20 protein-coding genes are annotated in these 14,677 nt (G+C 31.0%); 5 read left to right on the top strand and 15 right to left on the bottom strand.

Going from position 1 to position 14,677, the window contains the following annotated elements:
- Nucleotides 1-53: 53 nt before the first annotated feature.
- Nucleotides 54-662: a hypothetical protein gene (locus H526_RS30205; protein ID WP_035086670.1), complete on the bottom strand. Its 609-nt coding sequence runs from the start codon at nt 660-662 to the stop codon at nt 54-56.
- On the bottom strand, nt 659-997 hold the full coding sequence (locus H526_RS0125260) for a PadR family transcriptional regulator (protein ID WP_027395497.1): 339 nt from the start codon (nt 995-997) through the stop codon (nt 659-661). Before H526_RS0125260 ends, H526_RS30205 begins: the two co-directional genes overlap by 4 nt.
- Before the next feature lie 119 nt (nt 998-1,116).
- Here H526_RS0125260 and H526_RS30200 point away from each other — a divergent pair, with 119 nt between their 5' ends.
- The gene (locus tag H526_RS30200; protein ID WP_035086668.1) at nt 1,117-1,698 is read left to right on the top strand and encodes a DUF4377 domain-containing protein; all 582 of its coding nucleotides are present in this window, start codon (nt 1,117-1,119) and stop codon (nt 1,696-1,698) included.
- Between the two features lie 83 nt (nt 1,699-1,781).
- Here the strand turns inward: H526_RS30200 and H526_RS0125250 are convergent, their stop codons facing one another.
- The 6 genes from H526_RS0125250 to H526_RS0125230 all read right to left on the bottom strand — a co-directional run bounded on the left by H526_RS0125250 (nt 1,782) and on the right by H526_RS0125230 (nt 5,827).
- Nucleotides 1,782-2,426, bottom strand: a complete 645-nt coding sequence (locus H526_RS0125250; protein WP_027395496.1) for a hypothetical protein — start codon at nt 2,424-2,426, stop codon at nt 1,782-1,784.
- A gap of 324 nt (nt 2,427-2,750) precedes the next feature.
- Nucleotides 2,751-3,140 carry a peptidoglycan DD-metalloendopeptidase family protein gene (locus H526_RS32595; RefSeq protein WP_342667701.1) on the bottom strand — a complete coding sequence of 130 codons (390 nt, stop codon included), beginning with the start codon at nt 3,138-3,140 and terminating at the stop codon, nt 2,751-2,753.
- A gap of 54 nt (nt 3,141-3,194) precedes the next feature.
- Complete coding sequence (locus tag H526_RS32590; RefSeq protein WP_342667700.1) at nt 3,195-3,440, bottom strand: hypothetical protein; 246 nt, start codon at nt 3,438-3,440, stop codon at nt 3,195-3,197.
- Nucleotides 3,437-4,768: a flavin-containing monooxygenase gene (locus H526_RS0125240; RefSeq protein ID WP_027395495.1), complete on the bottom strand. Its 1,332-nt coding sequence runs from the start codon at nt 4,766-4,768 to the stop codon at nt 3,437-3,439. Before H526_RS0125240 ends, H526_RS32590 begins: the two co-directional genes overlap by 4 nt.
- 95 nt (nt 4,769-4,863) lie before the next feature.
- Nucleotides 4,864-5,256 (bottom strand): hypothetical protein, encoded by a 393-nt coding sequence (locus H526_RS0125235; protein WP_027395494.1) that lies wholly within the window; start codon nt 5,254-5,256, stop codon nt 4,864-4,866.
- Entirely contained in the window at nt 5,240-5,827 is a 588-nt protein-coding gene (locus H526_RS0125230) for an RNA polymerase sigma factor (RefSeq protein ID WP_027395493.1), read from the bottom strand. Before H526_RS0125230 ends, H526_RS0125235 begins: the two co-directional genes overlap by 17 nt.
- A gap of 148 nt (nt 5,828-5,975) precedes the next feature.
- Between H526_RS0125230 and H526_RS0125225 the strand changes: the two genes are divergently transcribed.
- A complete protein-coding gene (locus H526_RS0125225; RefSeq protein ID WP_027395492.1) occupies nt 5,976-6,326 on the top strand; it encodes a DUF6249 domain-containing protein in 351 nt (116 codons plus the stop codon).
- A 101-nt stretch (nt 6,327-6,427) separates the two neighbouring features.
- On the opposite strand, the gene H526_RS0125220 is transcribed toward H526_RS0125225, so the two are convergent.
- From H526_RS0125220 to H526_RS0125200, 5 genes are all read right to left on the bottom strand, one after another.
- Nucleotides 6,428-7,066: a hypothetical protein gene (locus H526_RS0125220; RefSeq protein WP_027395491.1), complete on the bottom strand. Its 639-nt coding sequence runs from the start codon at nt 7,064-7,066 to the stop codon at nt 6,428-6,430.
- A gap of 364 nt (nt 7,067-7,430) precedes the next feature.
- Complete coding sequence (locus H526_RS0125215; protein WP_027395490.1) at nt 7,431-7,730, bottom strand: hypothetical protein; 300 nt, start codon at nt 7,728-7,730, stop codon at nt 7,431-7,433.
- Nucleotides 7,731-7,993: 263 nt separating this feature from the next.
- Nucleotides 7,994-9,373 (bottom strand): hypothetical protein, encoded by a 1,380-nt coding sequence (locus tag H526_RS0125210; RefSeq protein WP_027395489.1) that lies wholly within the window; start codon nt 9,371-9,373, stop codon nt 7,994-7,996.
- Nucleotides 9,345-9,956 (bottom strand): hypothetical protein, encoded by a 612-nt coding sequence (locus tag H526_RS0125205; protein ID WP_027395488.1) that lies wholly within the window; start codon nt 9,954-9,956, stop codon nt 9,345-9,347. The genes H526_RS0125210 and H526_RS0125205 overlap by 29 nt, the downstream gene beginning before the upstream one ends.
- On the bottom strand, nt 9,940-10,485 hold the full coding sequence (locus tag H526_RS0125200) for an RNA polymerase sigma factor (RefSeq protein WP_027395487.1): 546 nt from the start codon (nt 10,483-10,485) through the stop codon (nt 9,940-9,942). Before H526_RS0125200 ends, H526_RS0125205 begins: the two co-directional genes overlap by 17 nt.
- A gap of 233 nt (nt 10,486-10,718) precedes the next feature.
- On the opposite strand from H526_RS0125200, the gene H526_RS0125195 reads away from it, so the two are divergent.
- Entirely contained in the window at nt 10,719-10,943 is a 225-nt protein-coding gene (locus tag H526_RS0125195) for a hypothetical protein (protein WP_027395486.1), read from the top strand.
- Nucleotides 10,944-10,946: 3 nt separating this feature from the next.
- Here the strand turns inward: H526_RS0125195 and H526_RS0125190 are convergent, their stop codons facing one another.
- Nucleotides 10,947-12,545 (bottom strand): phytoene desaturase family protein, encoded by a 1,599-nt coding sequence (locus H526_RS0125190; RefSeq protein WP_027395485.1) that lies wholly within the window; start codon nt 12,543-12,545, stop codon nt 10,947-10,949.
- A gap of 86 nt (nt 12,546-12,631) precedes the next feature.
- On the opposite strand from H526_RS0125190, the gene H526_RS0125185 reads away from it, so the two are divergent.
- Entirely contained in the window at nt 12,632-13,192 is a 561-nt protein-coding gene (locus tag H526_RS0125185) for a DUF2911 domain-containing protein (protein WP_027395484.1), read from the top strand.
- 90 nt (nt 13,193-13,282) lie between these two features.
- Nucleotides 13,283-14,341 (top strand): methylmalonyl Co-A mutase-associated GTPase MeaB, encoded by a 1,059-nt coding sequence (meaB, locus tag H526_RS0125180; protein ID WP_027395483.1) that lies wholly within the window; start codon nt 13,283-13,285, stop codon nt 14,339-14,341.
- A gap of 39 nt (nt 14,342-14,380) precedes the next feature.
- Here meaB and H526_RS0125175 read toward each other — a convergent pair whose 3' ends face one another.
- Entirely contained in the window at nt 14,381-14,671 is a 291-nt protein-coding gene (locus H526_RS0125175; protein ID WP_027395482.1) for a hypothetical protein, read from the bottom strand.
- Nucleotides 14,672-14,677 lie beyond the last annotated feature (6 nt).

Raw genomic sequence — 14,677 nt, 5'->3', positions numbered from 1 at the left:
CCTGAAGTAATACCTCAGGGTTGTTTCATTTTTATATCATATATCTCGTTTACTTAAGCAAGGGACTTTCTATACATTGTAAAAAACAAAAATGGAAGATACCCTACTACAAAAATAAAAGCACCTGCTAACAATAGCACCTCTGCTCCCATCCAATGCATCAATTTAAACAATCCTGATAAACCTACAATAACACCAGAAACACAACCTAAAACAATTTTTAAGCGCTCTGAAAGCGTTTTTGCAATCGCTACTTTATATCTATCAATAGCTAGCATCGGAACAAAAATCAACAACAATAATAGAAAACCTGTCATAAAAAGTTTATTAGCACCAGGATACCATAATATTTTAAATACAACACCTACTGTTAATGTTAACGCTCCAATAAATCCAATAAAATACATCAGTTTTTTCATCATAATAATTCGTTTTGAGTTTAATAAAAAAATTGTTTTTCGTTCTAAATCGATTAATCCATTAGGTGCCAATTCTGATATAGCATCTCGTAATGATTGATCAAATGTTCTTCCTCTCTTAAGATCACTCTCTACAACACAACATAGATGATCTTCTATATCATCTCGTAATTCTAATAGTTTAAATCCTTGTTTATCTACAAAATTTTTAATTTTCTTTTCTTGTTCACTATTCAATTTCATATAGCATCTAGTTTTGGAAAAATAACTTTATTAAGTGTTTCCATAAAATCCTTAAGCTCCTCTATATAATTTACTTTTTCTTCTTTCCCTTTGGATGTAAGCAAATAGTACTTTCTAATTCTTTTACCGATATATTCTTCTTCACAAGACAACAAACCCTCTTTTTTCATTTTCTGTAAAGCAGGATAGAGTGACCCATCCTTTAATAATATTTTACCATCTGATCGCTCTTTTACTTGCTGAAAAATCTCATAACCATACATTCTACCTTTTTCAGATAATAAGTTGAGAATAATTACAGACAGTGTTCCCTTTAAAAGTTCTTTTGAATACATAGATCAAATATACATAAAAATACAATACATCATAATTCTATGTATTTAATTTTAACATTATTTAAGATAAATAGTGAGCAACCTTTAAACACATAAACCATCCTATAATAAAATGTTATATGAAAAAAAAATTCCTTTTGCTTGTCATAATACTAACAATAAGTATTTCTTGTAATAATGATGATGAAATAATAGAAATCACTAACATTAGAGTGAATCATTATCAGGACACTGGATTAGTTACATTTTGGGGAGATTTAGGTGTTATTATACTAACCCAAGAAGGAGATCAGATTGGAGAAGAAGAATTTACAAATTCCCATGAAAAAATACAGGGATTTGAATATGAATTAGGGTTTATTCATGATTTACAAGTCAGCAAAACCCACATCCCCGATCCTCCACAAGATGGTTCTAGTATAAGAATTGACTTAATTAGAGTGCTATCCAAAACAGCCGTTTCGTCAAATACAGAATTTAAAGTACGATTAACAATGAATACAACCGATGGAACCTTTTACAACTGGACAACTGTAGATCAGGAAAACAACCATGCACTAATAAACTCTTCAATATCTATCGATTGTCAAGATCTATGTTTGGAATTATCTAATAAAATCAATAATCAAGAACAGTTAACAGGAGTATTTACTCATGGATCTGATAATCAATATGTTTTAAAAGAAATAATAGACGAATAATACACACTAATTACAAATAAAAACAAAGCGGGTTCTAATCGAACCCGCTTTATTCTTGTATTTGTTTATCCCCTTTAAACTTCCTACAAATCAGTTAATGTAGCTTGAGTTTCTATAAATTTTTCAACAACAACAGAATCCCCTTTACTATTTTCTAATATATATAATCCTACTGGTAATTGACTTAAATCTATTTCATTTGTTGTTTTAGACAATACGTGAATAGTATCTTTTACTTCAAACAATTTTAATTTGTCTCCTTCTTCAAAATCCACTACTACGATTATATCACCTTGTCTTTCAATATTCAATAAGTTTTGGTTTGAATTTACATAGTTATTGATGAAATCTTTCTCTACATTCATTTCTTCATCTCCAGTAACATCAGCAAATTGAGCATCATCCCCCACTATAAACTCTTCTTCTTGTAAAATAACCGCGCCATCAATCATCAACTCCTCTTCTTGACGGTTAATCACTAAAGACTTACCTTCATTGTTTTCTAATAAATAAGAACCAACAGGTAATTGACTTAAGTCTATTAATGAATATGATTTAGATAAGATATGATCCCCTGTTTCAAGTTCAAACAACTTTAATTTATCTCCTTCTTCAAAATTTAACACCTCAACAGTTAAACCATCCATCTGAACAGTAAGTTTGTTGTCTTCATTGGCTGAAATGATAAGAGATAAAAATAGACTGAATATTAGGGCTATAACTTTCATTTTTTCTGGGGCTTTAAAGTTAAGTTATTACGGTTTTACCATACAAGAATAACACAAAAAACTTACGCCACCAACTAGAAATCAGACTTTTAGATGAAATAACACGGATTTTCGTTCAACTACAAAGGTTTTGTTAATTTTTACAACAAAACACTGATTATCAAGTTATTGTATTTAAAAAATTATGAAAATACTGATGAAAGGCGTTTTAAAATCGATCAAAAACACAAAAAACTCCCAAGTTCTTATCTGTTTTCATATTATTTTACATTTTGATTATCTCACGTATTAATCAAACAAACCTAAAACAACACAACAATTAGCTTAAATTTTAAGTAATAAATTAGGGTTTGGGCAATTTTGCAAAAAATACCGCAATTCTTTTTTATTAGATACTCCTGGATAATCGCCTACATTACCCTGCATATCCTTAATAATCTGAAAATGTAAGTGAGGGGCATAATCACCATTCACAGATGCATCCCCTAACTTAGCTACCACATCTCCTGCATAAAAGTGTTGTCCTATCTTTATATCTTCAATTGATTTTTCGCTTAAATGTCCATATAATGTATAAAAGATCACTTTTTCTATCTTATGCTCTAGAACTATAGTAGGCCCGTAATCGCCAAAGTTTTTGTTATTTTTAAAACTATGAATTTTTCCTTCTAATGGAGCTAAAACATCAGTCCCTGCATCACACCAAACATCCAATCCGAGATGTATATTACGTTCGGTTTCTGGGTCTTGTTGGTTAAAATGTTTACTTCATCTATAAATACCTCTGGTTTCATTATAACCACCAAAAGCTACCTCAGCCGCATTCTTGATCAAATATCTATTTATATAACCTTCAAAAGCCTTAGAAGAAGATACATCAATACGCTCTAAATCTTTATTATATATTGACAGATCTATAGAAACATAATTCTCTTTTAAAAAATCAGGATCAACAATAGGTATAAAACTACGGGATAAGCTCTCTATAAACTGAGAAAATGAATCATTCATCATAAAGTACTTTTTGAAATATTATTAGGTGTTTTCGAAACCCAATTCTTAGGCAACTGTTTTAGTAACGATTTTCTAAATTTATGATAATCAACAGTAATCGTATGTCTAGGTGTATTAATCTGTTTGTAGTGTGGATGTGTTATTTCTCGTTGACATAATTTTTTTATAGTAGAAGGCATTTTCCAGTCTCCCGTAAGGTAATTTGCCAGTATTTTACTTTGTAATTCTGATCCCGGCCAAATACATCCTAAAGGCTGGAATAATCCAATAAAAAAAAGGTTATGAAATTCTTCGTGAAACATCTTAAGGTATAGTGGAACTGGTCCATCACTATAATCGATAAATGAAGAATCAAAAAATGAATGTTTTAATACATAGCCCGTGCATGCTATAATTACATCATAATCTTCTTTTGTTCCATCTTTAAACCATACTATTTTACCATGCAATCTTTCTATGTCAACTTTTGGATGCACTTTTCCATGTCTTACTTTATACAAAAGTTCATCATTAATCGTTGGATGTGTTTCACCAAACTTAGTTTTCACTTCTGGCAAACCGTATAATTTATTCTTCCCTAGCATAAGGCGTAACAACCTATCATTAAACCAACCTCTAATTTTTACCGGAAGCCATGCAGATCTTGATCCAACAATGTCTGAGGGTAATCCAAAAAAGAATTTGGGTATTATTCGATAACCTCTACGCCAACTAATTGCCGTTTTTTTACTTACCCTACTTGTCTCGACAGCTACATCACAAGCAGAATTACCCCCACCAATTACTAAAACTTTTTTATTTGCAAATGGTGCTGCCTTTTTATACTCATGAGAGTGTATAAATTCTCCAGAAAAATGACCAGGATATCTAGGAACTCTAGGGACGGAATGATGTCCATTACAAACTACTAAATCTGTAAACATTTCTTTTCTTTCATCTCCATTTTGCAGTATGGTAATTTCCCATTTACTGTCACTTATACGATCACAATGCTTTACTATAGTTCCAAATTCTATATAAGGATAGAGCTCAAAATGTTTAGCATACGCTTGAAAATATCTTCTTAATTCATCATGAGATGGGTAATCTGCTACAGTAGTATCAAAATCATCAAAAGTAAAATCTTCATACTGAGAAAGCGTTTTGGAACTAATTATATGGGTAGTTTCGAATACACTAGAATGACTAATATCCTCTGAAAAAATCCAGTTACCTCCTACTTCCTGATTACGATCATAAACAACAACTGTTAGATCTTTGTCTTTCAAATTTTTTAGAGCAGTAATACCACTTGGTCCAGCCCCTATAATACATATTCTTGATTTCATAAACTATAACTCTGTTATCCAAAGCAGCTTGTAAAATAAAGAATGTATATAAGTTTAAAAAGTAATTTATGATTTAGATTAACAGCGGAAGCAATTTAAACAGAATATATCTTATCTATTCTTCTTTTAATTATTGTAATCTGTACTATAAATAATATGGCAAGAAATATAATTCCATATGCTGTAGTAGTATGAAGCCTAAAATCAGAAAAAGGATTTTTAAAATCAAATAGACTAAATAATGAAAGATCAAATTTACGCAAAGCCCAAGTACCTTCAGATAAAAAGGGTAAAGAAATTAAAATTCCAATTACTATTAAACCAATAACAACCCATGCTTTTCTTGAAATCAAAGGTTGATAAGCTAGCGGTTGATCTGCCGAAGTATTTTCTACACTACGCATCACATTTTGTAAAAAATCTACTGAAGGATTTTCTAAACCTACTTCTTTTACTAATTTCTTTATGTCATTAAATTGCTCTTCCATTGCTAGTATTAATTTCTGGTGAAATGTGATACTTAAGTATCGAATATAGTTTTTTTCTACTTCTGTATAATTTTATTTTTATATTATTTTCTGTAATTCCTACAATAGCTTTAATTTCTTTTACACTCTTCTCTTCAAAATAATATAAGGTTACAATAACAGCTTCTTCTTCAGGAAGCTTAAGAATACTATCGGAAATAATCTGTTTCCGTTCTTTATCCTGTAAATAACTTAATGCGTTATTTACATTGGTCACTTCTCCTTCACTTATCTCCTCTATTAATTCTGTAGCAACGAATCGTTTTTTAGTCTTGATAGCGTCTAAGCCTTTTCTATATGCAATAGTATACAACCAAGTAGAAAACTTAGCTTCTCCTCTATAATTAGATAAGGATTTATACGCTTTAATAAAAGTATCCTGTGCAATCTCTTCTGCTTCTTCTTTATTTCTAACCATTCGATATATTACAGTATACACCAAATTTTGATAACGCTCTACTAATGTCGAAAAAGCGTTTACATCTCCTTCTAACACTTGTTTAATATAATATTGATCTGATTGATGGTTCATTTATACATTAGACGATACCTTTTTATAACTGGTTACACTCCTTACGTAAAAAGATACAAAATAATTTTTCATCTTTTCTGTAACCGAACTTTACATATCAACGTCATAGATAAAAAACGAACAGTTAAATTTTTTAAATCTAAAAATTATGAGTTTTATCGAAGTACTAATACCATTATCTATATTCGGATGTATTTTTGGTATTTTTTATTTATTTATTACCGCCCGCAATAAAGAGCGTATGTCTCTTATTGATAAAGGAGCCGATGCTTCTATTTTTTACAGCAGTAAAACTAAAAGAGTAACTCCCATTTGGAAAGTTTTCATTCTTAATTTTTCATTATTATTAATGGGGATTGGTTTAGGTATTTTTATAGCAGGAATACTGCACTATAGCTTAGGTGTAGATGGAGAAGTAGCATACCCAGGAACTATCTTTTTAATGGCTGGGGCAGGATTATTTACTGGTTTTAAAATGACTAGCAATTTAGACAAATAAACTTTTAAATAGTTTATAAAATATAAAGACCTATCATTTCTGATAGGTCTTTCCCCCAAATTCTACTTATTCTATAAAAATAAATAATTAATTTTAATTTTCTAGTTGAATGCCACAGTCTCAGTAAATTCTAGATCAACATCAAACTTCTCTACAACTACTGATTGCCCTCTATCATTTTCTAAAATATATTTACCGATAGCCAACTGCGTAAGATCTACAACTTCTGTTGTTTTTGATAAAACGTGAATTTTACCAATCATCTCGAACAATTTAATCTTATCTCCTTCTAAGAAGTCTACCACTGTAATAACATCTCCATTCCTTGTTATTCCTAAAGGATTTAATTCTGACTTTAAATAGTATTCTTCTAACTCTTCCTCTACAGTTACATCATTTGAAGACATTGACTCGCTATCATACTCCACGATATATTCAGTACCAAGTTCTTTCTCGATTACTATATCATTTTCACTTTTTTCGATTACAACAGACTTACCTTCACTATTTTCCAATAAATATTTACCTGATGGTATTTGACTAAGATCAATCTGTCCTCTTGTTTTAGATAAAATATGATCTCCGGTTTCAACTTCAAACATTTTTATCTTATCTCCTTCTTTAAAATCGACAACTACTATAACAAATCCTTCTCTTGCTATTTGCAGATCATCATCCTCAAATCTAGCATTTAGATTTGTTAGGAAGAATAAACTGAAAATAAAAATTAAAGCCCTCATTGTCTGGATATGTTTATTGTAATGTTATTACGTGATTACCACACAATAATATTGTTAAATTATCGTTTCCCGAAAAAAAACACCAACTTTTAGATCAAACGTTTTTGATTTTCGACAAATGACACAAAAAGGTGCGTTTATTTAATTTTAAAATTACAAATAATTGATTATCAGGTATTTATTTTTTGTAAGGTTTCGAAAAAAACGACAAAAAGCACATTATTTAGACGAAAAAACCAGATTTTAATATTCGTACTATTATAATTCTCTTAAAAAAATATTAACAATTAGCTTTAAATGTGAATAAATTAACATTTATTCAAACAATTTTCATGTCAAAATTAGCTTGATTTTTGATTTACAATCACTTAACATAAAACTCTGGATTTGATAACTTCTCGACAATAACTTTTCGTCCATCTTTATCTACTAGAAGGTATTTACCTGCAGGAAGCTGAGTAAGGTCGAAGATTCCTCTTTTTGTTTTATAGGTAATAATCCTACCTGTTCTTAACTCAAACAATTTTACTTTGTCCCCATCTTTAAAATTGACTACAGTGATGATGTTGCCATTACGTTTGACAATGAGGCTTTCGTCATTCCCATTATTTCCAAACAAAACTGTAGCAGATATTAAAGAAAAAATTAGTAATAATTTTTTCATAAGCCACTGAAATTAAATTAATTATGATCTGTATTTTCCCACTTTAAATTTACTATAAAATCAGAATAGACAAAAGAACCTTAAAACTTTTTAGTTTAAATTTCAATATGGTCGACTAAATACATAATTAAACGATTTTAGAAACAAAAATGTAGTACTCCGTTTACAAGAAGAAATCCTTTTACAAGTAAAACACAACAACAAAAAAAGCTCTACTAAACTGATTAGCAGAGCTTTTAAACAATTAACACATTATTATAAAATTATTGTAGTATGATATCGCTATACTTGGCGTTTATAGTTATAACCCTATCAGTATTTCTGGTTTGATTGAATCCATTGACGAATACATTTCCAAAATTTCTTCTTGCATTTACCTCCATGGTTTTCGGCAATGAGATTCTACTTTGCATTCCACTATAGGCTATATTAAATGCTACTTCTGGTAATTTCAATTTAAAATCACTATTCTCAACCGCTAAATCTAATGTCGAGAATGACTCTAAAAGATTTGCTACAGTAATTGCTCCAAAACTTCCGGATATAGCAGCATTATCTTCTAGTTCTTGAATAAAAATATTGCTAGAATCTGCATTTACCCTAAGGTTTTTAGCGTTTTGAATCCTGCAATTCTTCACGTAATTAACTGCTAATCTGCCATTATTCCATTGTTTAATATTTACCGGAGAATACGATGTTCTAATAAATGTCCGATCTCCATCGATAACATTAGCTTGTAGGCTTGTATGGGATAAAGAAGCAATTATATTCGTAGTTTTTTCTGCTAATTGTACATCTCCATGTCTAATATTTAATTTAAGTAATGCTGCTTTCGGCATTTTTACTTTTACAATTCTATGAATAGTTCCTGAGTTATTCATTCTAGAACTATATCTATATACGGTAACGTTAGAACCATTTGTTTGAGTAATTTCTAGATCACCAGAGAATTGTGATGCCCAAGCTTGCATTCTTCGAGCAAACTCTTCTCCTGCCCAATTCTGAGAACTCAATTCAGAATTTGGTTGGATTTGTTTTACATTCTTACTTAGTTCTTTTGTCCAACTCTTTACAACATTCTCATAATTATCACCAAACTTTTCTTTTATCTGGTCTCCCCATTGTTGAATATATTTTTCTTCATTTTCTTTAAACTTATTCGTATCAAAATTCATACTAGCCAGGTTTTCGGAAAGAGCACTTGGCATCGGATTATTCTCTATGTTCTTTAAAATAGGCTTTAGCATATTAGAAATAACTGGCTCCAATCGTCTAAGTTCTGGTGAGTTGATATTTTGTGTATTGGAAACAGCTGCTTTTCCTGACCAAAAATTACCCGTAATAGAATTTATAGTAATCTCTTTACTATTGCCTAAAGCTTCTATTTTCCAATTTTGTAATAGCCGCTCTTTATTTTCTTCTGTAATATTATCCCCCTCTATGTACGCTTCTATCTCAACGGAATTTTTATTCCAAGTTTCGAACACAACTTCGGTATGGCTAGTATTTAGATGAATTGCAACATCTTTATTTACTACAAACTTTTCACTTAACTTGTCTTGTCTATTCTGAGCAAATACTCCAGAGAAACATACTAGACTAAGCGTTACAAGATTAAGCTTGTATATCAATGTAATTTTCATTCTCAATTTTTTCTAATTCTTTTAGTTTGTCTTTTAGTCTCTTTAAGAGCGATAGTCTAAGTGTTAGATTTTCTATCATTGCTTCCGCACTTTGCTCATTAGGTCCTATCTCTATTAATTCTTTATTAAGATCTTGATATTCTCTATTTAAATTCTCTAACCTCTTCATAAAACTTTCTACTAGCTCCCTATTAGAATCATCCACATTAATTTGAGATAACTGAAACTTTATTCCTGTTAGCAAATAATTTTCCGTTTTTTCATATTCAGGAAACATTTCGGCTAATGAAGATGTCTGCTTACTCAAAACCACTGTAGCATTTTTCACATCTGGAGTATTGGTATCAACAATTTTAGTATTACTACCATTATTATTTCCAAACTCATTAAAAGCGAACATAGATATTGATAAGATTACCACAACACTGGCTGCAATTCTTAACCAACCATAGTTAAATTTCCTGGCTTTTTTAGGAAGTTCCTCCTCTAATCTTGCCATAAAACGATTCTGATGTCCTTCTGACAAACGTTCTGAAGGAATTCTGTTGTCTTGTTTTAATAACTCTCTAATATCCTGTCCCATCTCTCAAATGTTTTAATTGATCCTGAAGTTGTTTCTTTCCTCTATGTACTAAAGTCCTTGAAGCAACTGGAGTAATATCTAATATTTCACTGATCTCCTTATGATCATATCCTTCTATTAAAAATAGCATTACAGCATATTTATATTTCTCAGGTAATCTTTCTATTGCTCCCTTTACTTCGTCAACCGTTGTAGAATCAGCAACAGACCAATCATCCTGCTCTTCTACGGTAGACATCACCTGCTCATTAATAGCAACCATATTCATCTTCTTCGCTTTGAGCATATCAATGCTCTTATTAATCACTATACGTTTTAGCCACGCACCAAAAGTCACATCACCGGTAAACTGATGAAGTTTTAAAAAGGCTTTAATAAAAGATTCTTGCATGGCTTCTTCAGCCTCAAAAGGATCTTTTAGAAATCGTAATGCTACATAATACATACCATCACAGTATTTATTATAAAGCTTCATCTGTGCTTTACGATCATTAGCCCTACATTGTTCTATTAGCTCGCTCTGTAACAAACTTTTCTAAATTTTGGTTAGTGATTACTTTCTTAAAACTGTTCTAATTACTATTCTCTTCTAAAGACGACAGGGAATATCAATTTGTTGCAAAATTAAAGATAAAAAAAACAAAAAAACAAAACACACTGAATATCAATTTGTTAAAAAAAATCACGAAACGAAGTAAGCTTTTTATAAAAGATAAGACTATTGAAATACACTAATTCTGTTAATCACAAATTATCAAAGAAATGCTTACTCCAATTAACAATACTAAAACAGATACTAAAGAGTTTAAAAATGTTATCAATCTTATGAAGGATAATGTTGATAGTACGAAAGATATAATCAATCAAATAGACAATTTCTTAGAAACTAAATTATTGCCAAAATCAGTACTTGACTTATTAGTTACTCAACGAAACACATATGCAGTAAATGTGATGAATTCTATGAGAATCATGAAGAAAATATAGCGGTTAATATTTAGCAGCAATTTCTTTAAACTGCTTACTCATATTCCATTTTATAATTGTAGCTGCAGTCAAAACACCACTCCCCATAGCTCCACCTACTCCAACTAATGTAATATCTTGCCCAGTTAAATACAAACCTTTAATACGAGTCCTAGGTCTCAAGACTCTAGTTTGATATCGCTCCGGTCCATGAGTGATCCCATAAATTTCTCCTTGACTGTAATTACTAAATTTTCTCGTAGAAACAGGAGTAGAAACTTCTGCATGGATTATTTGCCCATCCAATTGTGGGTAGAGTTCTTTAAGCAATGCTAATCCTTTAAGCTTAAATTTCTCTTTAATTTTATCGTATTCTTCGCCTCTATTGAGCCAAGGCTTATCTTCGTATTTACTGAAATCCGAATACCAAGCCCTACCTATTAATTGAATTGTTGATTGATCAGGGTGCTCAGAAGGCCATAAACTATCTTTCGCAGAAGGAAAAGATATATAGGCAAAAGACAAAGTATCTTTTTCTAGATTATTTCTATCATTTAAAATACTATCTGTATCCTTATCATCATACCACCAAATATTATATTTTGGTAGTTTAAGATCCTTATCGCTTTTATTTAAACCAACATACAAGCACAAATGAGAGGTAGATGGATTAATCTTTTCAAAATTCAAATATTTTTTATTGTTCAAAGAATTGTTTAATAAACGTAAAAAAGTATTACGAGCTCCTGCATTACTTATTACTTTCTTACATACATATTCTTGTCCATTAATCATCACTCCACGCACTGCTCTTCCTTTAGTAAGAATTTTTTCAACTTTTGCTTTGATATATACCTGAACCCCTAAAGATTCTAAATTATCAATTATGGTCTCGTGGATACGATTAGCTCCTCCTCTAGGATAATACCCTCCTTCCATAAAATGATTAATTACTATACAATGGGAAGCAAAACTACTTTCTTTAGGTGATAGCCCATAATTTCCACATTGGGCGCATAACGCTGCAATAAGCTCCTGATTATCTGTAATACTACTTAATACCTCATATGTAGTTTTTTTAGAAATAGAACTTTGTATCCCTCTAAATAAAGGGCCTAAAACTACACTTAGAAATGTTGGAAAAGCTTTCTGAGCAAAATATAAAAGGTTTTTCTTAATTGATTTCTGAAGTAATTCTAAATATTTATCTATTGCAATAGTATCATTAGGAAAGTATTCATTAAACTTCTGTCTAAAGTTTTCCTTTCCGCTAACAAATTCAAACTTACGATCACCTATGTACGCTACATCGTATGGATCTCCCATCGAATCCCATTCCAACTTATTATCAGATAGATAATTAAAAATCCTACGTAATCCCGAATCTTCTTCCATGTTCCCCACGTAATGAACTCCTACATCCCAAATCAATCCTTTTCGTCTCTTAAAAGTGTGTGTAAATCCACCTGGAGTATAATGTTGCTCTAAGATTACTACTTTTTTCCCAGCTTTAGCTAAAAAAACCGCAGTGGTTAAGCCGCCAATTCCAGAACCAATAATAACATAAGTATCATCGGTAAATTTAATATCTGAAGTAAATTTTTTAAAGGATTTTTCGACCATATGTCACTAGTAAGAGCCCAAAAGTACATAAATATCTGTATTTTCACATGTAAAATGGATTATCTTTAAAAACAAAAAAGCAACTAATGTCTAAGCTCTTAAAAAGATTATTAATCATAATTATCGGAATTGTAATTATAGGAATTGCAGGAATATCAATTCTTAAATCGAAGACCAAAGCGCATAGTCCAGAACAGACAGTGACACATGCAAGTAAAGAAACAAACTTTACTGTTTTTTATAATAGACCTATTAAAAACGGTAGGAAAATTTTTGGAGAATTAGTTCCTTTTGATAAAGTATGGAGAACTGGTGCCAATGAGGCCACAACTTTTACGACTGATAAGTCAATTCTCGTGGATGGCACGGAACTAAAAGCCGGAACCTATACGCTATGGACAATCCCCGGAAAAGACTCTTGGAAGGTTATTTTTAATAAAGGTCAATATAATTGGGGGGTTAATTTTACAGACGGTACTCCATCTAGAAACCCTGAATATGATATACTAACTATAGAAGTTCCTGTACAACATTTATTGAATGTTGTAGAACAATTTTCTATTTACTTTCAGGAGGCTAATAATTTTACTATTATGTTCTTAGCTTGGGATCAAACGGCTATTGCGATCCCTATAACTTCTAAATAATAATTTTACTTTGTATTCTATACAAGAATAGTAATGTATACTAAAATGAATTTATAAATTTGCTCTAAAGTAGTTTCTGAATAAAATTATATGAAAGATCAATCTTCTAAAATCCCCTCTAACACCAATAAGAATGTTATTGATCGTTTTAAAAAATTACAGCAAAAGGAAGTATCTATTCCTAATATATTTGAAGGAATTGTTTCACAAAACACAGCAGCTTTAAGCAAAGGAATTACATTAGTAGAAAGTACTCAACAAAAACACAGTCAAAAAACCCAACAACTTATTGAAAAATGTCTTCCTTATGCTAATAACTCTATAAGAATAGGAGTTACAGGAGTTCCTGGAGTAGGAAAAAGTACATTTATCGAAGCTTTAGGAAATCTTCTTATAAAAAAAGGAAAAAGAGTAGCCGTTTTAGCGGTAGATCCTAGTAGCACTATTTCTGGCGGGAGCATCTTAGGAGACAAAACCAGAATGGAATCACTTGTGAGATCAACTGGTGCTTTTATTAGACCTTCTCCTTCCGGAAGTTCTTTAGGAGGAGTTGCCCAAAAAACACGTGAGTCAATTATTTTATGTGAAGCTGCAGGCTATGATATAATAATCATTGAAACTGTTGGAGTTGGGCAAAGCGAAACTGCTGTGCATAGTATGGTAGATTTTTTCCTTTTATTAAAATTAGCCGGAGCGGGAGATGAACTTCAGGGAATTAAACGAGGAATTATCGAAATGGCGGATGCAATTGTTATTAATAAAGCAGATGGCGACAATCTAAAACGTGCTAGGGAGGCTAAAAACCAATTTAAAAAAGCTTTGCACCTTTACCCTATCGCTGAAAGTAGTTGGTCTCCAGAAGTATTGACTTGTAGTGCTCTTAAAAATACTGGCATTGAAGAGATCTGGGAATTAATTTTAAGGTATTTAGATATTTCAACAAAAAATGGGTATTTCGAACAAAATAGAATTCGACAAAATAAATTTTGGTTATTACAAACTATTGAAGAAGAGCTAAAAAGCTCATTCTATAACCATCCAGAAATCAAAAAATCTTTACCTGATCAAATTAAGGCTGTACAACAACATAAAATCACTCCCTTTGCGGCAGCAACATCTCTATTAAATCAACATAAAAAATCGAAATAACGGCACTATCTGTTTACTTGGAGCCTATAATATAATCAGTTAAACATCAAAGTTTACTTCATCTCTCACTTGTTCTTTTGTAACAGCTTCCGGAACTTTAATATTAGAAGTGTTCTCATCGTGATCTTGCATAACACCAGCAAGACGCTCACTAATTTTGACTAAATATATGGTATCATTAGTTTTTACCTCAACAGCCTCAATAGTATGATTTTGATGATTTTTAAAAGAAATAATATCACTGTCTGAATAGCCATCTGGAAATTTACCTACTAAAAGATTTAAAATATCTTTATTCAGTTTCTTGTAGTTAACAATTACTCTTTTCATAATGCG

This window comes from Aquimarina latercula DSM 2041, assembly GCF_000430645.1.
Taxonomy (GTDB): Bacteria; Bacteroidota; Bacteroidia; order Flavobacteriales; family Flavobacteriaceae; genus Aquimarina; species Aquimarina latercula.
The sequence above is the reverse complement of the archived record's forward strand: the minus strand, read 5'-3'. Positions and strand labels throughout refer to the sequence as shown.